Genomic DNA, 22968 nt, shown 5'->3' on the forward strand with positions numbered 1-22968 from the left:
ATTCCGGAGGGGGAATTGACCGGAAGCGCCCCCGGAGGGGGCGCGGTCTCGTGATGCCCGGAAGGCAAACGTTAGAACTTTACAATATAAGGTCTGGATTTCAAGAAAGGCGGGAGGCTGCGGCGAGGGAGATGAAGTTGGCCAGAATGGCGTGGGAGTCCGCATTGAAGGCGGCTTCCGAGGCAACGAAGCCGGAAAGGTAATCGGCCCGGGGGGAGAACAGGCCGTCCCAGTCGTCGACGATGGCGCGGTCCACCTCGGGGTGGAACTGGACGCCGTAGACGCAGCAGGGGAGCCGGAAGGCCTGCGCCGGGCAGGCGGCGGAACTGGCGAGGAGGGTGCCTCCGGGCGGGACGGTGAAGCTGTCGTTGTGGAGCTGGAAGGTGACGAAGGGGCTGGCAACGCCGGCAAAGAGCGCGTCGGCGCAGCCGTCGGCGTTGAGGTCGACCGTGCAGATCCCCATCTCGCGGTGGGGAGACGGGGAACTCACCACCCCGCCCGCCGCGTGGGAGAGGAGCTGACCACCGAGGCAAATACCCAGGAGTGGCGTCCCCACTTTGATTGAGGCGCGGATGAAGTCGATTACACGGGCCAGGTGCGGGTGTTGTGCGGTATCGTGCACCCCCATCTCCCCGCCCAGCACCACAACACCGGTCAGCGTTGCCGGGTCGGGAAAGGGCTCCGCGGCGTAAGCCGCCAAGCACCGGTACGGGTGCCCGGAGTCATCCAGCAGATGCAGCAGCCCCCCCGCCGGGCATTGCGGGTCGTTTTGGACAATCAGGAACATCTGAAATTCCTCGCTTGTGTGGTTAATGCGAACCGCCTCCCTCTCCCCTCTCCCCTCTCCCTCTGGGAGAGGGTGCCCGAAGGGCGGGTGAGGGCGATGCAACGAAGCGCTAAGGTACCACCAGTAGCGCACAGAAATCCTGCAGTTGTTACGGTCGCCCGGACTGCTTCACGCTGATCCGCCCCCCGTCCCCGAATACCAGCGGCGAATCCGGGAAGTCCTCCGCCGACAGCCGGCGCATCAGGCGCAGGGCGCGACCCTTGGGGTCAGGCTGCGGCCCGGTATAGCGGAACTGCCGGAAGGAATCGATGCTCCCCCCCAGGAACGAACCGTCCGCGGAGAGCTCCACGTTGAGCAGCGGTGCATAGCCGCTCTCGCCGGCCACGCTCACCCCGCCGTAGGTGGCGAAGTTCCCCAGGCTGTAGGCGATCAGCCTGCTGCGGTACAGCTCCAGGGCGCGCGGTACGTGCGGCCCGTGGGCGAGTACCAGGTCGGCGCCCCGGTCGATGGCGTCGTGGGCGAAGCGGACCAGGTCGCCGCGCGGCTCGTCCAGGAAGCGCTCCTCCCCGGGTGCCACGTGCAGCGCCCCCCTCCCCTCAGCGCCGGCGTGGATGGAGAGGATGACCACGTCGTACTCGGCCGCGGCACGGGCGATCTCCTGCAGCGGCTGTGCCGGAAAAACGATGGAACGCGGCGGCGGGCCGAAGGAGAGCGCGATCACGGCGACGCGAACGCCGTGCAGGTCGAAGCGGGCAATCTCCCCTTTCTTGCTGGAGAACTGCAGTCCCGCCCCGGAGAGCGCCTGCCTGGTCGCCTCGATCCCGGCGCGGCCGAAGTCGAGGGCGTGGTTGTTGGCCAGGGTCAGCACGGAGAAGCCGGCTTGCTTCAGGTTCTGGGCGTAGGAGGGAGGGGTGCGGAACAGGTAGCGGCGCCCGGCAAGGGGCTGTTTGGTCGGCGTTTCCTCGCTGCAGAGCGGCCCCTCCAGGTTGCCCAGGGCCAGGTCGGCGCGATGCAGGTAGGGAGCGACCGCGGCGAAGAGGTCCCGGCCGCCGCGAGGGGGGAGCTTCGCGGTGGGGAAGTCGCTACCCATCATGATGTCGCCCACGGCCGCCACGGTGACTGTCGGCGCGCCGTACGCGTTGAACGGCAGCAGCAGTAAAAAAAAGAGGAAAATGCCCAGGAAGGAGCTGAGGCTGGCGGCGATGCGGGTGAAATGGGACAGGGGAAGATCCTTTCCTTGCCTAATAAGGGTGCAGCGCGGCCTCGTTTTTAGGCGGCACGTCGTGTACGTGAGAAGGCGTCAGGACAGGGCGAATGATTATTCGCCCCTACAGGGACGGTCTGTCTTTCCCCCTCTCCCCTCGGGAGAGGGCTGGGGTGAGGGCGTCGCAACGAAGGGAATCTCCAGCCGCCGCCACCGCCCTCACCCTGCCACAAAGCTGCGCCACGCGTTCCCGCCCCCGGAGGGGGAGGGACAGGGAGGGGGTGTAGGTTACGCGTTCTTTCTCAACAGCCCCTCGGCGAGCACCTCGACCACGTCCCTGACCCGGACCTGGCCCGCCCCCTTGTCCTTGAGGCCGTCCTCGACCATGGTCATGCAGTACGGGCAGGCGACGCAGATGGTGTCCGGCTTCTGCGCCAAAAGCTCGTCCACGCGGGCATGGTTCACCCTCTCGCCGGTGAACTCTTCCATCCACATGCGCCCGCCGCCGGCGCCGCAGCAGAACGAGTTCCTGCCGTGGCGCTCGGCCTCGACGACAGCAGTGCCGGTGGCGGCCTGGACCAGGGTACGCGGCGCGTCGAAGATGTCGTTGTGGCGCCCGAGATAGCAGGGGTCGTGGTAGGCGATCCTTCCCATGCTGTCGTCCTTCCGGTCGAGCTTGATGCGCCCGCTCCGGACCAACTCGGCGATCAGCTCACTCTGGTGCACCACCTCGAGCTCGAGACCGTACTGGCGGTAGTCGTTTTTCAGGGTAGTGAGGCAGTGCGGGCAGAGGGTGATCACCTTGGTGACCCCGCGCTCGCGGAAGAGCTCCACGTTTTCCAGGGCCATCTTCTCGAAGAGGTACTCGTTGCCGAGCCTGCGCAGGGAGTCGCCGCAGCACTTCTCGTCCTTGCCCAGGATGCCCCAGGACACGCCGGCCGCGTTGAGCACGGTGGCGAGCGCCACGGTGACCTGCTTGGCGCGGGAGTCGAAGGAGCCGGCGCATCCCACGTAGAGCAGGTACTCGGTCTCGCCGGCGACGAACGGCTTAACCGGCAGGGTGGAGACCCACTTGGCCCGCTCGCCCGGGGCGATGCCCCAGGGGTTGGAGCGCTGCTCCATGTTCTCGAACAGGTTCAAGAGCTCTTCGGGGAAGCGCGACTCGGTCTCCACCAGGTGGCGCCGCATCTTGACGATCTTGGGCATCTGCTCGATCAGCACCGGGCAGGCCTCGATGCAGGCGCCGCAGGTGGTGCAGGACCAGATGGCCTCCTCGGTGTTGGTCCCCTCCCCCTCGTCGCCGATGAGCGGCAGGGTGCCGCTTCTCCCCTCCCGGAGCGCGTGGCTGTTCTCCAGCAGGTTGGTCTTGATGGCGTGCACGATCTGGCGCGGGTTCAAGGCCTTGCCGGTATTGGTGGCCGGACAGGCGGCCTGGCAGCGGCCGCACTCGGTGCAGGAGAACGAGTCGAACAGATCCTTCCAGGTGAAGCGCTCCACGCTCCCCACCCCGTAGACCGCCCCCTTCTCGAACTTCTCGCGCGGTTGCGTCGCGGGCCAGGTGAGCGCCCCGAAGTAGCAGTTCGGGATCGCGGTCAGGATGTGCATGTGCTTCGAGTGCGGCAGGAAGCAGATGAAGGCGAACAGCACCAGTGCGTGCAGCCACCAGGAGACGCTGTACACCGTGCCGATCAAGGACTGGTGCGGCGCGAGCCACCCGCCTACCAGGCTCGAGATGGGCATGGCCGCAGGATCGTTCTCCACACCGAGGGCCGCCAGCGCGCCGTGCATGCCGAAGTAGGCCAGCATCAACAGCGCGATGAAGGAGAGGATCAGGAAGGCCTCCGGGCTTCTCCCCTTCACGTAGAGGCTGTCCAGGTACGGGGGCTTGACCACCACCCTGCGGATGAAGGAGAAGGCGATGGCAAACAGGGTCAACAGCGACACCACGTCGAAGGCGAGCAGCAGCACGCGGTGCACCCCTTCCGGCAGCAGGGCGAGGCTCACCGAGGGGAACACCCCGTTGACCAGGAACTCGCCGTTGGCGAGCGCCAGGATGACGAAGGACCAGAAGATCACGAAATGGTTCAGGCCGAAGGGCTTTCGCAGCACGCGCAACTGGGCGAAGGCGTACAGGAACATCTCGGAGAGACGGCGCGCCGGCTGGTCCAGCCTCTCTTCCGGCTGTCCGTAAAAGACCAGCGAGAAGCGGCGGTACACGCTCCAGCAGAAAAAGAGGAGCGAGGCGACCAGGAGCGTCGTGAAGATAACGGTTTGCGGCGTCATAGGGGTACCTCGTTATGGAATGCGGCGCTGCCGCGCAACTTGATCTTGCCGGCCATCAGGCCCTGGAGCGGGCGGCCTTGAGCGCCCTGAGCTTCGTAGTCAGCGCCGGGATGATCTTGAACAGGTCGCCGACCAGGCCGTAGCTGGCCACCTCGAAAATCGGGGCCTCGGGGTCGCGGTTGATGGCGATCACCACGTCGGAGTCCTGCATGCCGACCAGGTGCTGGATGGCGCCGGAGATGCCGCAGGCGATGTACACCTTGGGGCGCACCGTCTTGCCGGTCTGCCCCACCTGGCGGTCCGGGGGCATCCAGCCGGCGTCGACGGCGCTCCTGGAAGCGCCCACCACCCCGCCCAGGACCTCGGCCAGTTCCTCGAGCATGGAGAAGTTCTCCTTGGCCATCATGCCGCGCCCGCCCGAGACGATGAACTCGGCACCGGCGATGTCCACCTTGGAGCCGCCGCCGTCCATGAGGATGTCGAGCACCTTGACCAGTACCTGTTCCTCGGCCACCGGCACCGGCTCGCGCACGATCTCACCCCTGGCCTGCGGGTCGAAATCCGGCATGGGCATCACGTGCGGGCGCACCGTGGACATCTGGGGGCGGAACTTGTCGCAGACGATGGTGGCCATGATGTTGCCGCCGAAGGCCGGGCGGGTCTGCATCAGGTTCCCCTTGTCGTCGATGGAGAGACCGGTGCAGTCCGCGGTGAGCCCGGTGGCGAGCACGGTGGCGACCACGCCGGCCAGGTCGCGCCCAAGCCCCGTGGCGCCCATCAGGATCACCTCCGGCTTGTACTTCTCGACCAGGGCGCACAGGCTCTTCTGGTAGGCCTCGGTGCGGTAGTGGCGCAACACCGGCGCGTCCATGAGGTAGACCTTCTCGGCGCCGTAGCCGAAGGCCTGGGCGCACAGCTTCTCCACGCCGTCACCCATCACCACCGCGCACAGCGGGCACTTCCGCGCCTGGGCCAGTTCCTTCCCTTTCCCGAGCAGTTCCCAGGAGACCTTGGCGGCCTCACCCTCGGTCTGCTCCACGAAGACCCAGACACCCGAATAGGCGGAGAGCTTCTTCTTGAGCGCCGCTTCCTCGGCGTCCTCCTCGGACGGCTCCCCGCCGGAGGCCGCCGCCATTTCCTGCAGGATGCGCAGTTCCTCCGGGGTAAAGGCCATCTCCAGGGCCTGCACCGGGCAGACCTTGACGCACTTGACGCAGCCGATACAGCGGGAGGCGTCGACGATGGGCTCCCCCGCGTCGTTCATCTGTATGGCGTCCACCGGGCAGGCGCTCTGGCAGCGGGCCCCGCAGGCGATGCACTTGTTCTCCAGCAGCCTTGCCTTGCCGCGCGGTTTCTTTGGTGGTTTCACAGCATCGGTCATTGCATGTCCCTTGATAATTTAATTAGAGAGCCAGGAGGTCCTTCTCCAGCATCTTGTCGATCAGCAGCTGCGCCGCCCCTTCCGGGTCGTGCACCCCGTCCCCCAGCATCTCCCCCTTGGCGCGCTCGGGCGAGAAGATGCGGCTCACCCAGGTGGGGGAGCCCTTGAGGCCGATGGTGTTCACGTCGAGCTGCAGCACCTTGTTGTCCCACACCTCGACCTGCGCGTCCGCCGACTCCAGGCGCATGGCCACGGTCGGGTAGCGGGGCCGGTTCAGCTCGCGCACCACGGTCAAAAGCACCGGCAGCGGCGCCTCCACGTGCTCGTGGCGCCCTTCCAGCTTGCGGCTCACGCGGATCTTCTTGCCGGAGAGGTCGAGCTCGTCGACCCGGTCCACCAGGGTGAGCTGGGAGAAGTTGAGCCGGGTGGCGATGCCGGGGCCGACCTGGGCGGTGTCGCCGTCGATGGTCTGCTTGCCGCAGATCACCACCCCGACCTCCTCTTCCTGGGCGAGCTTCTCGATCGCCGCCGCCAGCACCTTGCTGGTGGCCAGCGTGTCGGCGCCGCCGAAGGTGCGGTCGGAAAGGAGCACGGCGCGGTCCACACCTTGGGCCAGCGCCTTTCTCAGCGTCGCCTCGGCGTTGGGCGGCCCCATGGAGATGGCGGCCACGCGGCAGCCGAAGCGATCCTTGAAGCGCAGCGCCTGCTCCACGGCATGGGTATCGTAGGGGTTGACGATGAAGGGGACACCCTCGCGGATCAGGGTGTTGGTGACGGGATCGATCTGTACCTGCGTTGTGTCGGGGACCTGCTTAACACATACCACTACGAGCATGGCGACCTCGGATGTTTTAATGCCTTCAGGTTACAAGGAGATTTGGTAAAAAAAGTTGATCTAGGTCAAGGAGCAGATGTTTACGGAAGGGTTTAGGGGTGTCAGCAATAGATCGTGGTGCCCGGGAGCCCCCCAAACCCCTTGCATTTTGCCGGATGATCTTCTACCATCACGCGAAATTACTAATCACCCGGAACAGCGGGTGGAGCTACATGTCCGACAGATATATCGAAAAAAACTTCCTCTACCTGCTGGCGCTGTCACTACTGGTGCATGTAGCGGTATATCTTGTTATCACGATAATCCCCCCGGGACAACCCAAAACGGCACCGGAACCCACCATGGTCGACCTTACCGACCTGCCGGACCTGCCGCCGCAGCCCCAGCCCCCCAAAGAGAAGCCGGAACCAAAGCCGGAAATCAAGCGTTACTCCGAAAAGCCGCAGCGCGTTGTCAAGGAGACGGCGCCGAAGGGGCGGGATGAGGTGGACCGGATGCTCCCCAGGACGAAAGCGCTGCCGCAGGTGAGCCGCACCGCGCCGGCGCCGAGGCAGCCGGTGCCGCCTCAGGCGGCGCAGCCCTCCCAGGAACCGGTTGCCCCGGGACAGGGGATCTTCAAGCCCAAGGCGGCCCAGCTTCCCGACCGCGCCAAGCTCTTTCCCAGCGCCACCAAGATGGCGCGCCTGGAGGAAAGCTACCGGGAGAAGTACCGCAGCGAGGTCGAGGAGGGAGAAACGCGCTTCCTCAACACCGACGACATCCTGTTCGGCTCCTTTTTACGCCGTCTGGAGACGGCCATCTACGGCGTGTGGCACTACCCCCAGGCGGCGCTTCTGCGCGGCATCGAGGGGACCACGCCGGTGCGGATCACCTTCAACCGCAGGGGAGAGATCGTCCGGGTGGACATGCTGGAGAGCTCGGGGAGCAAGATCCTGGACGACGAGGTGCTGCGCACCCTGAACGCCATCGGCCCCGTCGGCTCCTTCCCCAGGGGGTACACCGGCGAGACCTTCAAGCTGATCGCCTTCTTCCACTACGGCAGCGGCAGCGGCAGGCTGCACTAGCAGTCCCCCCGCCGCCTCGCCAAGTGGCTCCAACTAGCAGCCCAGCCGCTGCCTCAGAAATGCCTCGAAATCCCCGTTGAACTCGCCGCGCTTGAGCGCCATGTCCACCGTCGCCTTCAAAAAGCCGAGCTTGTCGCCGCAGTCATGGCGCACGCCGTCGAAACGGCAGCCGTAAATGGGCTCCTTGCGCGACAGCGTCTTGATGGCGTCGGTCAACTGGATCTCCCCGCCCTTGCCCGGCTCCTGGTTCTCGAGAATCGGGAAGATGCCGGGGGTCAGGATGTAGCGGCCGATGATGGCCAGGTCCGACGGCGCCTCCGCGACCGGCGGCTTCTCCACCAGGTCCAGCACCTCGAAGGCGCGTTTGGCGAGGTGGTTCGCCTTGACGCAACCGTACGAGGAGATGGTCTCGATGGGGACCTGCTCCAGGGCGAGCACCGGCGAGCGGTAGGTCTCGTAGGTCTCCAGGAGCTGACTGAGACAGGGCTGCTGGGCATCGATGATGTCGTCGCCCAGAAGGACCGCGAAGGGCTCGTCACCCACGAAGTCCTTGGCGCAGAGGATGGCGTGGCCAAGCCCAAGTGCCTCCTTCTGCCTCACGAAGAAGATGTTGGCCATCTCCGCGATCTGGCGCACCTGCTGCAGTTCGTGGTCCTTCCCCTTCTCGTAAAGCAGCGACTCGAGCTCGAAGGAGATGTCGAAATGGTCCTCGATCGCCCTTTTGCCGCGGCCGGTGACGAAGAGGATCTGCTCGATCCCCGAGGCTACCGCCTCCTCCACCACGTACTGCACCAGCGGCTTGTCTATGAGCGGCAGCATCTCCTTGGGTGTGGATTTGGTGGCCGGCAGGAACCTGGTTCCCAGGCCCGCGACCGGAAACACCGCCTTCTTAACGCGCATAGCGAACTCCTTCCTGACATTGAATAAAAATAGCAACAGCGCCCGCCTCGGTCCCAGCGACACGCCTTGTAGGGGCGAATAATCATTCGCCCGCCTTTGCTCCCAGGTTTCCCACCCTTCGAAGGACGGGGACTGGCTCCGTCAGGTGCCTGTCCCCTTAGTCAGGGAAGCTGCCTGAGCTGATAGGAGCGTTCCGCTATCAGAGGGACAGGCACCTAACGGAGCCAGTCCCTTCTGCCGCGCAGCCGCCGCCCGTCCCCAAGCGTCCCCCCTTTTGCGAAGGGGGGACAGGGGGGATTTGCTTTTGCCGAACTCGACCTAGAGGCCCCTCTTCGCCGACTCCAGCGTATTCTGCAGCAGCATGGTGATGGTCATCGGCCCCACGCCCCCCGGCACCGGGGTGATGGCCGAGGCGCGCTCGCTGGCGGCCGCGTACTCCACGTCGCCCACCAGCTTCTTCTCGCCCACGCGATTCACGCCCACGTCGATGACCACCGCCCCTTCCTTGATCCAGGAGCCCTTGATCATCTCGGGCACCCCCACCGCCGCGATCACCACGTCGGCCTGGGCGACCTTGCCGGCCAGATCCCGGGTCTTGGAGTGGCACAGGGTCACCGTGGCGTTTTGCTGCAGGCACATGAAGGCGACCGGCTTGCCCACGATGTTGGAGCGCCCCACCACGACCACCTCCTTGCCGGAGAGCTCGACCCCCGCCTCCTTGAGCATGACCATGACGCCGTAAGGGGTGCAGGGCTGGAACAGCGGCTTCCCGATGACCAGGCGCCCCACGTTGTAGGGGTGGAAGCCGTCGGCGTCCTTCTCCGGGGAGATCGCCTCCAGGATGCGCTCGGTGTTGATCTGCTTGGGCAGCGGCAGCTGCACCAGGATGCCGTGGATCTTCGGGTCCGCGTTCAGCTTGCCGATCAGGGCCAGAAGCTCCTCTTCGGTGGTCTCGACCGGGAGCTTGTACTCGTCCGAAAAGATCCCTACATCAGCGCATGCCTTCTCCTTCATGGAGACGTAGACCTTGCTGGCCGGGTCCTCCCCCACCAGTACCACGGCCAGACCGGGTACGATCCCCTTCTCCTTGAGTCGAGCAGCCTCTGCGCTGATTTCTGCGCGGATCTTCGCCGCGATGGCCTTCCCGTCGATGATTTTCGCCATTAACGTGCACCCCTCTTTTCACTAGAATATGCAGGCGCGGTGCGGGCGCGCGGGCCCGACCGGCATCAGGTTTTAAGCTGTCGATAATAAGTAAAGAGAGGGTCTTTGTAAAGGACTTTGCCCGCAAACGGGACAAAAAAAGGCCCCCGCGAACGGGGGCCTTGGTGGGTTTGCATCAGGAGGCAGAAGGGCAGCCGGCGCAGCTTCCGCCGGAGGGGCATGCGGGTGCGGCTTTGGTGGTGCCATAACCGTCGCCGTACCACCCTCCCCCTTTCAGCGAAAAACCGGACTGGGAGATCAGCTTCTCGACCGGACCGCCGCAGGCGGGGCATTCGGAAGCGGGTGCATCGGAAAACTTCTGGCGCAACTCAAAGGTATTATTGCAGCTTTTGCATTGATACTCGTAAAGTGGCATTTCTTTACTACCTCCTAATAAACTGTGACACCGGCCAAAAGACGGCTAAGGGCAGGATTAATATAAGGACCCGCCCCCTTCTTTGTCAAGGGGCAACCTGGAGACTCTGGGAAATAGCGAAGAGCAGGCGCGAGCGGTAGATGATGCCCACCACCTTCTTGCCGTCCACCACCGGCACCCGCTGGAAGCGGTGGGTGAGGAAGAGCCGCGCCACGTCGCTTACGCTGGCGTCCTGGGTTACCGAGATGGGCTGGTGCTCCATGATGACGGAGATGGGAAGATCCTTGATGCGGTCGCACAGGGAGCCGAAGAAGGCGGGGTCGGATTTTCCCTCCGGCGCGCCGTCCATGATGGCCGTGATGATGCTGAGCGGCGTCAGGATGCCGGCCAGCCCTCCCCTTTCGTTGACCACGATCAGACCCGGCGCCGCGTTCAGGAAACTCTCGTCGCCGAAGTTGCTCTTCATGATCCGGACCGCCTCTGCCACCGTGGTCTTGGTGGTGATGGACGGCACGTCCGTTACCATAATGTCTTTCGCCTTCATGGATGCTCCTTGTCTATTTTGAATAGCGGGTCGAGATCATCCTGCTCTACCCCCTCCACCCTCACTACCTTGTGCCGGGACTTGGCCCCGGACTTGATGCTCACCTTGGACTTGGCGATGCCCAGGCTCTTGGCGATCAGTTCCACGCACTGCTTGTTGGCCGCGTCGTCGACCGGAGGCGAGGTCAGCCTGACCCTCAGCTCACCCTCCTTGGGGCCGCAGATCTCGCTGCGCGAGGCGCGCGGCTGCACATGCACCGTGAAGAGGAGCCCTTCCGGCGTCTGCGTTACCCGTACCGACTCTTGGCTCATTATTTATCCAGGGCGAGCAGCTTGTAGTAGGTATCCAGGAGGTTCTTGAAGCCGGTCTCGAACTGGAGCTTGTCCCGTTTCAGGTCCTGGATCTGGTTGTTGAGCTGCACCAGCTTGTTCTCAGCGTCGGCGACGATCCGCTCCCCCTTGAGCTCCGCCTCCGAGATCATGAGGTGCGCCTCCTTCTGGGCGTTCGCCTTCATCTCCTCGGTGATGCGCTGGGCAGCCAGCATGGTCTCGCGCAGTTGCGCCTCGCGGGCCTCCATCTCGGCCATCTGGGTGGCGTTGCGGTTCAGGCGCTCCTTCAGGTCGTTGTTCTCCCTGATCAGCTCCTCCATCTCGCCCGCCACCAGTTGCAGGAAGGCATCGACGTCCTCGGGGTCGAGACCGCCGAGCATCTTCCCCTTGAACTGCTGCTGCTGGATATCCATCGGGGTAATTTTCACAGGGTCCCTCCTCCTTTGAGCTGGTTACTGAGGATCATCAGGTAGGTATAGGCGGTGTCGAAGACGATGATCTGCACCAGGTAGATGAGGGCGAACAGGACCAGCGGCGAGAGGTCGAGCATGCCGGTATCCGGCATGTAGCGGCGGATGCGGCGCAGGGCCGGCTCCGTCACGCGGTAGATGAAGCTGACGATGGGGTTGTAAGGATCGGCGTTGACCCAGGAGATGATGACGCTGGCGAGCAGTATGTACTTATAGATGGTTAAAAGACCACTGGCCAACTCGACGATCTTCGCAAGGGCCAAGAGGATGTTGGCAAGCAGGATCATTTTTCCCCCTCAGAGATTGGGTGGTTAAGCATGCCATGCTATACAGAAATCACGATGGTTTGTCAAGGGCGAGCGGGGTAGCGAGAGAGCGCTAAGTAATGGCAATAACGAATACAATTCAGACTCAGCAACAAATTAAAGAGAGACAGAGCGCCGCTCAGATCGAAGTCAGAGGGTTTATATTCGATTTTATATATTGACTTCATGTTGGAGATGTTTTAAACAAGTGCGACAGAAACTTGGATAAGGAAGCACCACCGTCGCTGGTGGGCGGCCCGGTCTTCAAAACCGGTGTGGGGGGTGAGAAACTTCCCAGGTGGGTTCGATTCCCATGTGCTTCCGCCAATTACCATTTCACCACGTTTCAACGTGTTTCTAAACCCGCTAAATCAGCGGGTTTTTTATTTTGCAACGTCCATTTCGGTGTTATACTGACCGACAGAATACGGGTAACTTTTGGGTAACTTGTGGGTAACTCCCGCCCAAACATCCCCAGAAATGTGGGTAACTGGGGCTTTTTGGTGTGGGTAACTGGAGGTAAGTCATGAGACTCAGTGACCTTCAGATCAGGAAAGCGCAGCCGAAGGAAAAGGTCTACAGGCTGTCGGACGGCGAGGGCCTTTACCTATACGTTCATCCCAGGGGCGGGAAATGGTGGCGCTTCAGGTACCGCTTCGATGGGAACGAGAAGCTGATTTCCTTCGGGGTCTACCCCTACATTACGCTTGCTGATGCGCGGGAGCGCACATACCAGGCGAAGTGCATGGTCGCCAAGGGCATTGACCCGTCCCAGGAGCGCAAACGGGCAAAGGAGGCCAAGCTCGAACGTATTGCCAACGCCTTTGAGGCCATTGCACGCGAATGGCACAAACACATGGTGGGCAACCAGATGTGGTCCGCGGACCACGCCGCCACCATCCTGACCCGGTTGGAAAAGGATGTCTTCCCTTGGATCGGCACGAAGCCCATTGCCGAGGTGACAGCGAAAGAGATCAAGGGGATCCTGGACCGGGTGAGGTCGCGCGGGATCATCGAGACGGCGCGCCGGGTCCGCACCATCCTGGGGCAGGTCTACACCTACGCGATCGCAACCGACCGGGCCAACTACGACATCTCCGCGGGCTTCAAGGGGTATCTGCCGCCAACCAGCAAGACCCGGAAGCACATGGCGTCGGTCACCGATCCAAAGGAACTCGCCCCGCTGTTGCGCGCGATGGACGGCTACCAGGGGAGCCTGGTGGCTCAGTCCGCCCTGAAGCTCCTCCCCATGCTCTTCGTCCGGCCGGGGGAATTGAGGCACATGGAGTGGGCCGAGATCGACCTGGAAGCCGGAGAGTGGAGCATCCCCGCCTCAAAGATGAAGATGGGGCTACCGCATCTGGTGCCCCTTTCACGGCAAGCGGTGGCTATCCTCGAGGAACTAAAGCCCTTGACCGGCCACGGCAAATACGTCTTCCCTTCCACCAGATCTTTTTCCCGCTGCATGTCCGACAACACCATCAACGCCTCCTTCCGGCGCATGGGCTTTGACGGCAACACCATCGTCGGCCACGGCTTCCGGGCTACGGCGAGGACCATCCTGGACGAGGTCCTGAACTTCAGACCCGACCTCATCGAGCACCAGTTGGCCCACGCGGTACGGGACCCGAACGGCAGGGCCTACAACCGGACAGCTTTTCTCCCCCAGCGAAAGGAAATGATGCAAATCTGGTCCGACTACCTGGACGGTCTGAAGGCCGGCGCCAAAGTGCTCCCGTTCCGGAAAACCAGCAAGGAATGATCCGCCAAGGGGCGCTGGCTGTTTGTCGGCGCCCCCCCAACCTTCCCTCCCGCCGTGGCAGAAAAATGCCAATATGCTAACCTTGCACAGTCTAAGCGACCCACCTGCACAACGAATAAAACGCATGCGAACGGCGCTCGGCGCCGGGGAGGCTGACATGGGAGGCGAGATCCCGGAGTACGGACTGTTGCGACTTTCCAAGGTCCTGCAATTGATTCCCGTCAGCAAGACCACCTGGTGGGCCGGAGTGAGAAGCGGCCGGTTTCCCAAACCGGTAAAGCTCGGGCCGCACACGACCTGCTGGTATTGGCAGGACATCCAACCCCTGATCGAGAAGCCTCCGCCCAGATCCTGATGTATGGGAGCAGGCAGCTCTCTATCCGTTAATAACGAATCTTCTTATTTACGTTTATGAACTCATGTGTTAATAGTGCCAAAAACTATTAACGGATAAGCCATGCGTAAAACCGACCTCAGCCCTGACCGTCAACAACTGCTGGTCCCCCTGGACTCGCACCCGGGCGCGCTCGCCCTGGTGCCTCCCCCTACCCCCACGCACCTGCAGCTCCCGAATCTGAGAGGCGAGATCGCCAAGGCCCACGAGGCGCTCGGACGCCTCCAAGCCTCGGCCGCCTCCCTCCCCAATCCGAACCTGATAACAAGGACCCTGGACCGCCGGGAAGCGGTGCGAAGCAGTCAGATCGAGGGGACAAGCTCCGACCTCGATGACGTCCTCACCTTCGAGGCGACCGGCAGCGACGAAGGGCTTCCCCCCGACGTCGTGGTCACCCTGAATTACGTGAAGGCCTTAGAGTATGGCCTCGCAAAAGTAGGCCCATACGGGGTGGGCGCGCTCGACATCGAGCTGATAAAGGAACTGCATGCCCGACTCATGGATGGCGTCCGAGGTTACGGCGACAAGCCGGGTGAACTGCGCACCAGACAGAACTGGATCGGGGGGCTGAGGATTTACGATGCAAAGTTCGTCCCCCCTCCCCCGGACCGCGTGAAGGACTGCCTGGAGGACCTGGTGCGCGTACTCCAGTACGTCCCGGCCGAGGAGGATTTCTACGAGGTGCCGCTCGTCATGCGCATAGCCATCGTTCATGCGCAGTTCGAAACCATCCACCCTTTCATCGATGGCAACGGCCGCGTCGGCCGCATCCTCCTCCCCCTCATGCTCGCCGCCGAAGGGTATCCCCCCGTCTACCTCGCGGGGTTTATGAAGGCCAATCAGGCCGCCTATTACGAGACTCTTGCAGCCGTGCAGCTTAAGGGGGAATGGACCGAGTGGGTAAGATTCGTCGCCACCGGCGTCGAGGTCGCCTGCCGTGAATCGATCCAGACCGCGCAGGAACTGACCGCCCTTCTAGCTCAGTGGAAGGAGCGGATCAAGGCCCTTAGCCTTCGCAGTGACGCCGCCGCCTATCGGCTCCCGGAACTCCTGATCGGGACCCCTGTGCTGACCGCGACCCGCGCCGCCGAAGCCCTTGGTATTGCCTTCCCCGCAGCCAACCGGGCCCTGGCGCAACTGCAGGAAGCCTGCATCGTGGAGCCGCTGACCGACAGAAAAAGAAACCGTGTCTTCGTGGCTAAAGAGGTGGTTGAACTCCTGAGCCGCCCCACGTTGCCCGAGCGGTACTGATGCGATGAAAGGAAAGGAGGCCGGTCCGGAAACCGCGAGCACGTCGCAGCTTCCGGACTGGCCGCGACCGTCAAAGCGGCCGGTACGCGGTGCCGGCGGCTTTGGTCCAAGCGCCCGCCTTGGCAGTTGCAGAAAAGCCGTCGGCGGATCAGTAATAGGTCCCTTCAGGCCGCGGGAAGGTATTTTGGAACCGGCCCACCTCGGCCTTGTCGTGCTCGACAATCTTCTTCTCCAGCAGAGCGTAAAGGTACTCCAGGCGCTCTTTCTCGTTTATGCTTGCCTCACTGAATTTCCCGTCCATCCTCTCCCCGAAAACGGCAATGAGGTCGTAGAGTGCGAGCATGTTTTTCTCCAGCACGGCGACTCGGTCCAGAAGTGCATCCGCCTCCCGATTCTGCATTTCGACGAGGCCGATTGCATGGTCAATCAGGTCGTTCACCGAGACATCTTTATGCCGCGCCATGCGGTTGATTTTTTCCACCAGCTCCCGCTCCAGGCGGGCCGTCAGCATCACCTTCGAGGACATGAACCACCTCCTTTTTCCCGCCTAAGGGGCGCCGGCGGAAAGCTTGCGATTTGGCGCCAGCCAAACACGCGGTATCTGGAATATTTTGCCCAAGTTGGCGCCAGAGTTGCTAGCAAAACGATAGCAAACCGCAGCCGTGATAACGGCAGGTTGCGATTTGGCAGGGCCAAAGGCACTGCGTGAGGTGTGAAAGGAAAAAACCGCCGAGTGAAGCGAGGCCCGTCGCCTCTCTCAACTCACCGCTCAAGCTTCCATCCGCCCTTCCTGGTCAGGGAAAGTTCCAGCTGCCGTCCGACCTCCTTGACCGCCGGAGTCGGGACGTTTTGTGAGCGCGGCAAAACCGGAGCCGGCGTCACCTTCGCCGCCTCGTTCTCCAACTTGAGCTTCACCTGCAGGCGCCCAATTTTCTCCTCCAGATTCTTAAGCTGCTCCACCCGCTCCTTACCGTTCAACTGAGGGCTCTTCGTCCTCGCCCTGTCGACCTCGATCATGGGATTCAAGGTGGAGCTCTTCACGTCCACCTGCTGCACCGCCTGGGAAAACCTTTCCAGGGAATTGGTGAAGACCCTCGTCTCGAACCGGGCGCGGGTGAGTGTCACGTTGAGCTCGTTGTACGTAGAGCGACCCGGTGGTTCCACCGTCACCTTATCCCCCTCCCCGTCCATGCCGCGACTCTCGGGCTGCAGGCGCATGGGAGCGTACATGATGCTTTGATCTACCGTCGCGCCCTGGCTCTTGTAGATAGTGACCGCGTAGGCGTGGTCAACGAAGCGATATTTACTCAGATCGATCTCCACATCCCGCCCGTCCAGGTCGAGGCGCATGCGCCCCGATGCATCCACCTCCCTGACCACTCCAATGGTGCCGTTCTGGAGCTTCAGCTTCGAATCGTTTCTGAGCAGCACCACCCGGTCGCCGACTGCAAAGTACCGCTCCTCTTCACGAAAGACGGTGGTGCGCCCGGACATCTCGGCGGCAGGGAAAATCTTGCACACGGTCTTAGTAACACCGCGATCCTCCCCTTTCGACGAAACAAAGCTGTAGCTCACCTCTACTTGGTTGCTGTTTCGGTCCAGAGAGGTCACCGTCCCCTTCGTATTCAGGCGCGCCCCCCACGGTTCCACCCCACCGTCCTCCCGGATTCTACCGTCGAAGTGAATGATGTCGCCCACGCGGTATGTCTCCACCGTCACCCCCTGGCGCACCGGTGAGAGCACGAGAAAGGTGTTCCCTTCCCCGATCTCCCCGGCCTTCACCCGGGCCTCGCGGATCTCCCGGTTCAGCAGCTTGCGGGACGCGTTGGTCGTGGTTACCAGGAGCAGTTCCTGGGGCTGGCTGGCACGCTCCGGCATCGGCGACGGCTTGCGGGTCTCTCCGAGGTAGTAGTCGACCACCTCGCGGTGCAGATCTGCAGGGTCCTCCCTGACCACGATCCGCCCTCCTTTCTCGAGGAGGGCCATCGCCTCCCGTGCGTTCTCGGCGAGCGGCCGGTCCTCCCGGTTCAGCGCCTTGGCGATCTGCAAAAGTTCCGGGTTGCGCTGCCTCAGGATCTCGGAGAGACGGACCTGGTCCACCTCCCCTGCCTCCTGCAGCTGGGGCATCAGGTTCCCCGCCTGGATCCCCTGCATCTGCTTGGCATCCCCGAGAAGGTGGAGCTTCACGCGGACCCCGGAGGCCTGCAGTTCATGGATGACGGACAAGAGCGAGTCCGCCTGCCTGGCTCCCAGGAACCCCGCCTCGTCCACCCGGAACACCACCTGTCCCGACGCCCCCTGCGGCATGAGGATTTTTTCACCCGCGACCACTACCATGGGCGGCTCGCCGTTCGCCCTCTGTAGGGCAAATTTGGAAGCCGGATTGGCCTTCTCGAAACTGTGGAGGGTGCAGGCGGGCCTCCCGGTGGCGTCGGCGAGTTCCTTGGCCGCCTTCGCCGTGTAGGCGAGGTTCACCGAGACGTGCTCCTCCCCCCTCGAACGCAGCACATCCTCGTTGAAGCGCTCCACGTACTTGAGGGTCGAGGTCTTGGCCGTGCCGGGGTCTCCCCTGGTCACGAGGCAACCCCGTTCCCCTGCGATCTCCAGGCGCACCTCCCTACGCTGCCCTTCGGTGAGCTTTCGCTCCCCCGCCAGGAAGCGCTCCACCTCGTCCGCCGGGACAACGCTCCTGAACTCGGGGAGCGCCTTGATCCGCTCCAGGTTTCTTGCCTCGAGGTCGACCATCTCGGCCGTGGTGCAGAACTCCCGCCCCCTGTGGTCCTGCCCGAGCAGTACCAGCCCCGGCGTGCCGCCGTCGATGGCACTGTTCAGTGCCTCGACACCGTGTTCTCCCCCCGAGATGCGGACGGCCTGGTCCAGAAGCCTCGCCCGCTGCAGCACCGCCTCGTGCTCTGTCATCTCCCGCACAGCTAGATCTACCACCCGCTCGGCGGGGACCGGTTCCAGTTGGGGAATAGACACTGCATGTGCCTGCTCCACCTCCCCCTTCACCTCCCTCATTGTGGTGCCGCAGGCCGTAAAGCCGTTCTCGAAGAGCCGGTCTACGTCCTCCTTCAGGATCTCCCGTTTGGGATCTCGGGTCTCGAGCGCAGCCATCTGCCAGAGTCTTCCGTGCGAGACACCCGGGAACTCCCCGGCGGCCGTCCAGGCCTTCACCTGCTCCTTGATCTCTTCCCTTCGTGACGAAAAGTGCTCAACCAGCGAGCGCGGCACTCCGGAGAGGTGCAGGTACATCCGGTCCCGGTCCTCAACCTCGACCCCGAACCCGCGCACCCTCAACTCCACGGCAAGCGCCTGCCGGTACAAGAGCCCCAGCGAGAGCTGATCTTTGTAGATGCGGTCCGGCTCATTGGCACGCCATTCACCGCTGGGGATCCTGGTGGCGTTGATGATGAAAACGTGCGAGTGAAGCTGCGGGTCGATGTTGCGGGAGGTGGCGTGGTCGAATTTCGCCGCAACCATGATCTCCCCGCTTTTTACCACATCCGAGGGGCGGTAGTGGCAGTAGTGGACTTCGATGTGCTTTAAAACCGAGGCCACCGCCGCATCATGCGCCTCCTTCACCCCCTCTACCCCGGCGACGTAGGCGATGGAAACAGACTTTGGAGCCGAGAAGGTGCAGTCGTTCCCGGCCCGGCGCGTCTCCACGATCTCCCCGGTCTCCGGGTCCCTCATCGGCCTTGAGCGCACCAGCACGCCGCCGTCCGGTGCCTTCCCCGCACAGAGGAGACGAAACTCCTCCTCCCCGACCTGCCCCGAGAGCCCCAGGGCTGCGGCACCGGAGCCACACCAGGAACTGCACCCGTCCTCCGTCCCCCGGATGTAGTAGTCCTCCCTGGAGAAGTACCCCGTTGCCTGGCCTGCAGCCATACCTTCGGAGAGCGACATCATGAGGAACCTCCACTTGGCTGGCCTGTTAGGACCTTGGCCATCGCAAAGGTTACCAGAGGATAAAAGTTTGAGAACAGTGGCTTTTAGTAGGCACAGCCCCGACAAAATTAGCTTGATAAGGAAATCTCTTTAATTTAAAGTGCCAAAACATCGTGCAACGGAGCGGGGACACGATCAGGGCTCACCCACATGTGGTCGTTGCGGACTTACGGGCTACCACTTTTGGGTATTTGTGGGTGTTTTTGTGGGTGTAAGCGGGGCGACTAGGAGCGCGAGGGGCACCTTCGGCAGCAAGGCAGGGGCAGGGTTGGGCACTGGTATGAGCTTGAGATAGACCTTCATAGGCGGCCTTAAAAAGATGAATGAACTATTCAATTTTAATTATTTCAGTAGAGCAGAACGCGACTCAATGGATCTGCATAAGGTTGATTTTAGCAAGTATTTAAGTCAGTTATCTGACAAGAGCCGAAGGGACTCGAAACCTTCACATTGCTTTTATTGCCGAGAAAAAAATAACAGATTTTGCAACTCTCACTCAGTACCAGCCTCTTTCCTTAAAAATATCGCCGTAGATGGAAAAGTCTTTACTACAAATGTAATCATAGACTTGCCAATACTAGAAACAGAAAAGGGTGTAAACAGTTCTGGAACATTTCAAATAATCTGCAGAAAATGCGACAGCGAAATATTCAGAGAATACGAAAATGCTAGTAACTACGAAAACATGCCTACCGATAAAATGCTTGCTCAAATCGCCATGAAAAATCATTTAAGGAATATCGGGAAAAGGCTTTTCGAGAAATCACTTTATGAACATGCGATTGCAGAATTGGGAAATAGACTAGGCAAGCAATATGCTAATATGTACTTTAAAGAAATGTTAAATGTAAGCAAAATCGACTTACTTGATTACATTAGAGATTTTAAAAAAGCTAAAAAAGCAATAGAGAAGGAATGGGAGAATGAGTATTACTTGTTTTTTTATGAGAGGTTGGAATATGTTGTTCCTATAGCTTTTCAAGGAGAAGTCTGCTTAAACTTTGACTTTAACGGCAACACCATAAATGATGTTTACAATAAATCTAAGCATTACAACCTACAATCACTGCACATTGCAATTTTCCCTATGAAATCTTATAGCATTGTAATGTTGTTTATAAGCAAAAACAGCAATCGGCTTAGACAATTTTATAAACGCTTTAACTCGCTAGAACCTAGCGATAAACTCTCAGTTGTAAACTACATTATCTTAAGTTATTCAGAAGATGTGTTTATGAGCAAAAGCATTCATGATAGGCTAGTAAATGACGAAGAACTTAAAAGAATTGTTGGTTTAACTACAATTCATTTTGCTGACTCTCCGATCAAAAACAATGATCATCTAGAGCACCACTTCAATTTGTCTGACAGACACAAGACACCAAACTTCCTTTTAATGCATCACGATAATGTCTAGCTTAAGACTGTCGGGACCATTATTTTACTAGGCTACCGGGCCGGGTATTGCAATATTGATAACTGTGGGCAAATGATGCCCAACCAGCAGTGACACCCAGTCTCCGCTACGCACCGCCGGCGCCCTTGTGACGTTAGTCAAAGGAAACTATGACTCGAATTGAAGGTCGTTTAGGAAAAATTTTGAAGAAGAAGCCAACGGTGGTCACGCGCGCCGTATTCTGGAAGATTCCACACAATACGGAAAAGGAAGATATCCACCTAAAGCTGGGTCGCTATAAGAAACCAAAAGACTTCCATGGCGAGGAGGAACCTGAATCATTACATCCTAAGAGCGAACTGACGCTTGACCAGGAAGAGTTCAGGTCATTAATCGACTTCCTGCAAGAAAATTACGAACCGTTCCGTCAAGGCGTGAAGGCATTCATTCCACTTGATCGTCCGTTCGATTCGGAGAATGCTAAACAGATCCGAGCGCTCTTTTCACTCCCGAACAAGCGGGCCCTTATTAAATTCGTCCTGGACAATGAAGTCATTCCACAGGAATTGGCTGCCGGTTTGCGGCAAGCCCGTCGAGCGCGTGCGGTTCTCGAATTCGAGAGTATGCTGAATCAGAATCACCGTGAAGATGTATGGCAGCAATGGTTTCAGAGCAATAGCTGGGTGCTGGGGAGCCAATTTGTTCGTATCCTCGACGAAAGACACATCGACACGCAGCACATCTCAGACTTCCTCATGGAAGCGTACGACGGCTTTCTTGATGTTGTCGAGATTAAACGTCCTGAAGGAGGACTGACTTTCTGGTCGTCTACTCTCGATCACGGCAACTACGTTCCCTCGACCGACCTTACAAAAGCAATTACCCAAGCTTCGCGGTACATTTACGAGATCGAGCGGGAAGCCAATAGCATCAAATTTTTACAAAGAGTCGGGGGCGTGAAGACCGTCAAGCCACGTTGTATTCTAGTTTTCGGCCGATCAAATAACTGGAACGCCCAACAAGCAGAGGCCTACAGAATCATAAACACCAGCTTCCACAATCTGACCGTCCTCACCTACGATCATGTTCTTGCGCGCGCACGCTGCATTAGTGGCATTGACGCCTAAAAACCAAGAGACAATACAAGAGTAGTCCGCTAGCTGCAAGTTTCTTTTAATGGAATGTGATATAGGAGTTACTAAAGGTGACAGAATACATCGTGGTGGTTCTTTTAGTCGTAATAGCGATTCTTCTTTTTAACATCCAGCACTTCTGCAAAGGCATTAAAAGAGACCTTTACCACCTTATTAATAAGCGTCCATACATTGACGATGAGTAATCGCATTAACAACCACTTCCGTAGACGCGGACGCTAACACAGCGGTCGACTTCCAACCGTTTCCTGATACGTGAAATCATACTCAAGTTTTGAGATGATTGAGCTTCGCTCTCGACGGAAGGCCTGAAATCTTCTATAATGAATTAGTTGGGTGGGAGGAGTTAATGAACAATTTGCCAACTCGACTCATCATTTTCTGAAGCGAACCCGCTGAACTAATTAATTATTTATAATACAATATGGGTAACTACCCTCTGTTACAACTAAACACCTTCTGTAATTTAAGTTACTTGAGTGTAAAACCGTAATCCCATGTGCTCCGCCATTAACTGTCCCAACAACTTCTGTCTTTGACCAAAAAGAGAGGATGATTATCCTCTCTTTTTTTGTGCCAGAAACATAACGACGAGCTTCTACCCCCTTACCCTTCAGGTCGCGCTTTAACCGACCTCACGGCAGCATGGCGCCGAACTGCTGCTCGACCTCTCTCGGGGCGTTGAGCAGGCCGCGGTAAACGTCCTGGGACATCGCGTCCGGGAAGATGTACTCTTCGTCCTTCGCGATCCCGTCCAGGATGATCTTGGCGACCTGCTCCGGGGTGGCTTTGTCCATGTCCTGGCCGGCGGTCATCCTGGTGTCGACGGGGCCGGGATACACGCCGTACACCTTGACGCCGCGCGACGCGAGCTCGGCGCGCACGCCCTGCAGCAGGGAGTGGCCTGCGGCCTTGGAGGCTGAATAGGTGCCGTTGACGGGGAGGTTCACAAGCCCCAGGATGGAGCAGACGTTGGCTATCGCCCCACTGCGCGCGGCCAGTACCGCCGCGAAGGCGCGGCACATAGAGAGGGTGCCGAGATAGTTCACCTTGATCTCCTGGCGGGCGGTTTCCAGCCCATCCGGGTCGAGCAGGCTTTTGCAATGGTTGACGCCGGCGTTATTGATCAGCAGGTCCACATCCTGGCACTGCGCCGCGGCCGTGGCCACGCTGGTCTCGTGGGTAACATCGATCCTGAGCGCCACCACATGCCCCGGGTCGAATTTCGCCATCTGCGCCACCGCCTCTATGTTGCGCGCCGCCGCGTAGACCTTGGCTGCTCCACGCTCGAGCAACTCATTCACCAGCGCCCAGCCGATGCCGCCGTTGGCACCGGTAACCAGAACCACTTTTCCTGACACGTCCATCTTTCATTCTCC

21 protein-coding genes and 1 tRNA gene are annotated in these 22968 nt (G+C 60.3%); 7 read left to right on the top strand and 15 right to left on the bottom strand.

Annotated elements, in window-relative coordinates:
* Window positions 1–100 precede the first annotated feature (100 nt).
* The 5 genes from H7687_RS09260 to H7687_RS09280 form a co-directional block, all read right to left on the bottom strand.
* Window positions 101–787 carry a type 1 glutamine amidotransferase gene (locus H7687_RS09260; protein WP_183346761.1) on the bottom strand — a complete coding sequence of 229 codons (687 nt, stop codon included), beginning with the start codon at window positions 785–787 and terminating at the stop codon, window positions 101–103.
* Between the two features lie 148 nt (window positions 788–935).
* Window positions 936–1892, bottom strand: a complete 957-nt coding sequence (locus H7687_RS09265) for a CapA family protein (protein WP_246404737.1) — start codon at window positions 1890–1892, stop codon at window positions 936–938.
* Window positions 1893–2279: 387 nt separating this feature from the next.
* Window positions 2280–4274: a (Fe-S)-binding protein gene (locus H7687_RS09270; RefSeq protein ID WP_183346763.1), complete on the bottom strand. Its 1995-nt coding sequence runs from the start codon at window positions 4272–4274 to the stop codon at window positions 2280–2282.
* 55 nt (window positions 4275–4329) lie between these two features.
* A complete protein-coding gene (locus tag H7687_RS09275; protein WP_183346764.1) occupies window positions 4330–5655 on the bottom strand; it encodes an electron transfer flavoprotein subunit alpha in 1326 nt (441 codons plus the stop codon).
* A gap of 22 nt (window positions 5656–5677) precedes the next feature.
* Window positions 5678–6490 (bottom strand): electron transfer flavoprotein subunit beta/FixA family protein, encoded by an 813-nt coding sequence (locus H7687_RS09280; protein WP_183346765.1) that lies wholly within the window; start codon window positions 6488–6490, stop codon window positions 5678–5680.
* Window positions 6491–6702: 212 nt separating this feature from the next.
* On the opposite strand from H7687_RS09280, the gene H7687_RS09285 reads away from it, so the two are divergent.
* A complete protein-coding gene (locus tag H7687_RS09285; protein WP_183346766.1) occupies window positions 6703–7554 on the top strand; it encodes an energy transducer TonB in 852 nt (283 codons plus the stop codon).
* 33 nt (window positions 7555–7587) lie between these two features.
* Here the strand turns inward: H7687_RS09285 and galU are convergent, their stop codons facing one another.
* The 7 genes from galU to H7687_RS09320 form a co-directional block, all read right to left on the bottom strand.
* Window positions 7588–8454: a UTP--glucose-1-phosphate uridylyltransferase GalU gene (gene galU / locus H7687_RS09290; protein WP_183346767.1), complete on the bottom strand. Its 867-nt coding sequence runs from the start codon at window positions 8452–8454 to the stop codon at window positions 7588–7590.
* 318 nt (window positions 8455–8772) lie between these two features.
* A complete protein-coding gene (gene folD, locus H7687_RS09295; protein ID WP_183346768.1) occupies window positions 8773–9618 on the bottom strand; it encodes a bifunctional methylenetetrahydrofolate dehydrogenase/methenyltetrahydrofolate cyclohydrolase FolD in 846 nt (281 codons plus the stop codon).
* 175 nt (window positions 9619–9793) lie between these two features.
* Window positions 9794–10033: an FmdB family zinc ribbon protein gene (locus tag H7687_RS09300; protein WP_183346769.1), complete on the bottom strand. Its 240-nt coding sequence runs from the start codon at window positions 10031–10033 to the stop codon at window positions 9794–9796.
* Window positions 10034–10118: 85 nt separating this feature from the next.
* Window positions 10119–10577 carry a CBS domain-containing protein gene (locus tag H7687_RS09305; protein ID WP_183346770.1) on the bottom strand — a complete coding sequence of 153 codons (459 nt, stop codon included), beginning with the start codon at window positions 10575–10577 and terminating at the stop codon, window positions 10119–10121.
* Window positions 10574–10888 (bottom strand): DUF167 domain-containing protein, encoded by a 315-nt coding sequence (locus H7687_RS09310; RefSeq protein ID WP_183346771.1) that lies wholly within the window; start codon window positions 10886–10888, stop codon window positions 10574–10576. The genes H7687_RS09305 and H7687_RS09310 overlap by 4 nt, the downstream gene beginning before the upstream one ends.
* Entirely contained in the window at window positions 10888–11334 is a 447-nt protein-coding gene (locus H7687_RS09315; protein ID WP_183346772.1) for a DivIVA domain-containing protein, read from the bottom strand. The genes H7687_RS09310 and H7687_RS09315 overlap by 1 nt, the downstream gene beginning before the upstream one ends.
* Entirely contained in the window at window positions 11331–11663 is a 333-nt protein-coding gene (locus tag H7687_RS09320; RefSeq protein WP_183346773.1) for a YggT family protein, read from the bottom strand. Before H7687_RS09320 ends, H7687_RS09315 begins: the two co-directional genes overlap by 4 nt.
* Before the next feature lie 247 nt (window positions 11664–11910).
* Here H7687_RS09320 and H7687_RS09325 point away from each other — a divergent pair.
* The 4 genes from H7687_RS09325 (at window position 11911) to H7687_RS09340 (ending at window position 15088) form a co-directional block, all read left to right on the top strand.
* Window positions 11911–12008, top strand: a tRNA-Sec gene (locus H7687_RS09325).
* A 199-nt stretch (window positions 12009–12207) separates the two neighbouring features.
* Window positions 12208–13443 carry a tyrosine-type recombinase/integrase gene (locus H7687_RS09330; protein WP_183346774.1) on the top strand — a complete coding sequence of 412 codons (1236 nt, stop codon included), beginning with the start codon at window positions 12208–12210 and terminating at the stop codon, window positions 13441–13443.
* A gap of 157 nt (window positions 13444–13600) precedes the next feature.
* The gene (locus H7687_RS09335) at window positions 13601–13798 is read left to right on the top strand and encodes a helix-turn-helix transcriptional regulator (RefSeq protein WP_183346775.1); all 198 of its coding nucleotides are present in this window, start codon (window positions 13601–13603) and stop codon (window positions 13796–13798) included.
* Between the two features lie 102 nt (window positions 13799–13900).
* Window positions 13901–15088 carry a Fic family protein gene (locus H7687_RS09340; RefSeq protein ID WP_183346776.1) on the top strand — a complete coding sequence of 396 codons (1188 nt, stop codon included), beginning with the start codon at window positions 13901–13903 and terminating at the stop codon, window positions 15086–15088.
* A 148-nt stretch (window positions 15089–15236) separates the two neighbouring features.
* On the opposite strand, the gene H7687_RS09345 is transcribed toward H7687_RS09340, so the two are convergent.
* Both H7687_RS09345 and mobF read right to left on the bottom strand, forming a co-directional pair.
* Window positions 15237–15614, bottom strand: a complete 378-nt coding sequence (locus H7687_RS09345) for a hypothetical protein (RefSeq protein WP_183346777.1) — start codon at window positions 15612–15614, stop codon at window positions 15237–15239.
* Window positions 15615–15850: 236 nt separating this feature from the next.
* Window positions 15851–19000 (bottom strand): MobF family relaxase, encoded by a 3150-nt coding sequence (gene mobF / locus H7687_RS09350; RefSeq protein ID WP_183346778.1) that lies wholly within the window; start codon window positions 18998–19000, stop codon window positions 15851–15853.
* Between the two features lie 358 nt (window positions 19001–19358).
* Between mobF and H7687_RS09355 the strand changes: the two genes are divergently transcribed.
* Together H7687_RS09355 and H7687_RS09360 are read left to right on the top strand one after the other, a co-directional pair.
* Window positions 19359–20456, top strand: coding sequence for a hypothetical protein (locus tag H7687_RS09355; protein ID WP_183346779.1), 1098 nt, complete (start codon window positions 19359–19361; stop codon window positions 20454–20456).
* A gap of 149 nt (window positions 20457–20605) precedes the next feature.
* Window positions 20606–21562 (top strand): Shedu anti-phage system protein SduA domain-containing protein, encoded by a 957-nt coding sequence (locus H7687_RS09360; protein WP_183346780.1) that lies wholly within the window; start codon window positions 20606–20608, stop codon window positions 21560–21562.
* 662 nt (window positions 21563–22224) lie between these two features.
* Here H7687_RS09360 and H7687_RS09365 read toward each other — a convergent pair.
* Window positions 22225–22956, bottom strand: a complete 732-nt coding sequence (locus H7687_RS09365) for an SDR family oxidoreductase (protein WP_183346781.1) — start codon at window positions 22954–22956, stop codon at window positions 22225–22227.
* Between the last annotated feature and the right edge of the window lie 12 nt (window positions 22957–22968).

It is taken from the genome of Geomonas paludis, from assembly GCF_014193585.1.
Classification (GTDB): Bacteria; Desulfobacterota; Desulfuromonadia; order Geobacterales; family Geobacteraceae; genus Geomonas; species Geomonas paludis.

Coding starts and splice junctions, on each gene's coding strand:
- H7687_RS09305 (WP_183346770.1), bottom strand. CDS start 10,577: ATGAAGGCGAAAGACATTATGGTAACGGACGTGCCGTCCATCACCACC.
- H7687_RS09345 (WP_183346777.1), bottom strand. CDS start 15,614: ATGTCCTCGAAGGTGATGCTGACGGCCCGCCTGGAGCGGGAGCTGGTG.
- H7687_RS09355 (WP_183346779.1), top strand. CDS start 19,359: ATGAATGAACTATTCAATTTTAATTATTTCAGTAGAGCAGAACGCGAC.
- mobF (WP_183346778.1), bottom strand. CDS start 19,000: ATGATGTCGCTCTCCGAAGGTATGGCTGCAGGCCAGGCAACGGGGTAC.
- H7687_RS09335 (WP_183346775.1), top strand. CDS start 13,601: ATGGGAGGCGAGATCCCGGAGTACGGACTGTTGCGACTTTCCAAGGTC.
- H7687_RS09275 (WP_183346764.1), bottom strand. CDS start 5,655: ATGACCGATGCTGTGAAACCACCAAAGAAACCGCGCGGCAAGGCAAGG.
- H7687_RS09320 (WP_183346773.1), bottom strand. CDS start 11,663: ATGATCCTGCTTGCCAACATCCTCTTGGCCCTTGCGAAGATCGTCGAG.
- H7687_RS09270 (WP_183346763.1), bottom strand. CDS start 4,274: ATGACGCCGCAAACCGTTATCTTCACGACGCTCCTGGTCGCCTCGCTC.
- H7687_RS09280 (WP_183346765.1), bottom strand. CDS start 6,490: ATGCTCGTAGTGGTATGTGTTAAGCAGGTCCCCGACACAACGCAGGTA.
- galU (WP_183346767.1), bottom strand. CDS start 8,454: ATGCGCGTTAAGAAGGCGGTGTTTCCGGTCGCGGGCCTGGGAACCAGG.
- H7687_RS09260 (WP_183346761.1), bottom strand. CDS start 787: ATGTTCCTGATTGTCCAAAACGACCCGCAATGCCCGGCGGGGGGGCTG.
- H7687_RS09365 (WP_183346781.1), bottom strand. CDS start 22,956: ATGGACGTGTCAGGAAAAGTGGTTCTGGTTACCGGTGCCAACGGCGGC.
- H7687_RS09285 (WP_183346766.1), top strand. CDS start 6,703: ATGTCCGACAGATATATCGAAAAAAACTTCCTCTACCTGCTGGCGCTG.
- folD (WP_183346768.1), bottom strand. CDS start 9,618: ATGGCGAAAATCATCGACGGGAAGGCCATCGCGGCGAAGATCCGCGCA.
- H7687_RS09310 (WP_183346771.1), bottom strand. CDS start 10,888: ATGAGCCAAGAGTCGGTACGGGTAACGCAGACGCCGGAAGGGCTCCTC.
- H7687_RS09360 (WP_183346780.1), top strand. CDS start 20,606: ATGACTCGAATTGAAGGTCGTTTAGGAAAAATTTTGAAGAAGAAGCCA.
- H7687_RS09340 (WP_183346776.1), top strand. CDS start 13,901: ATGCGTAAAACCGACCTCAGCCCTGACCGTCAACAACTGCTGGTCCCC.
- H7687_RS09300 (WP_183346769.1), bottom strand. CDS start 10,033: ATGCCACTTTACGAGTATCAATGCAAAAGCTGCAATAATACCTTTGAG.
- H7687_RS09330 (WP_183346774.1), top strand. CDS start 12,208: ATGAGACTCAGTGACCTTCAGATCAGGAAAGCGCAGCCGAAGGAAAAG.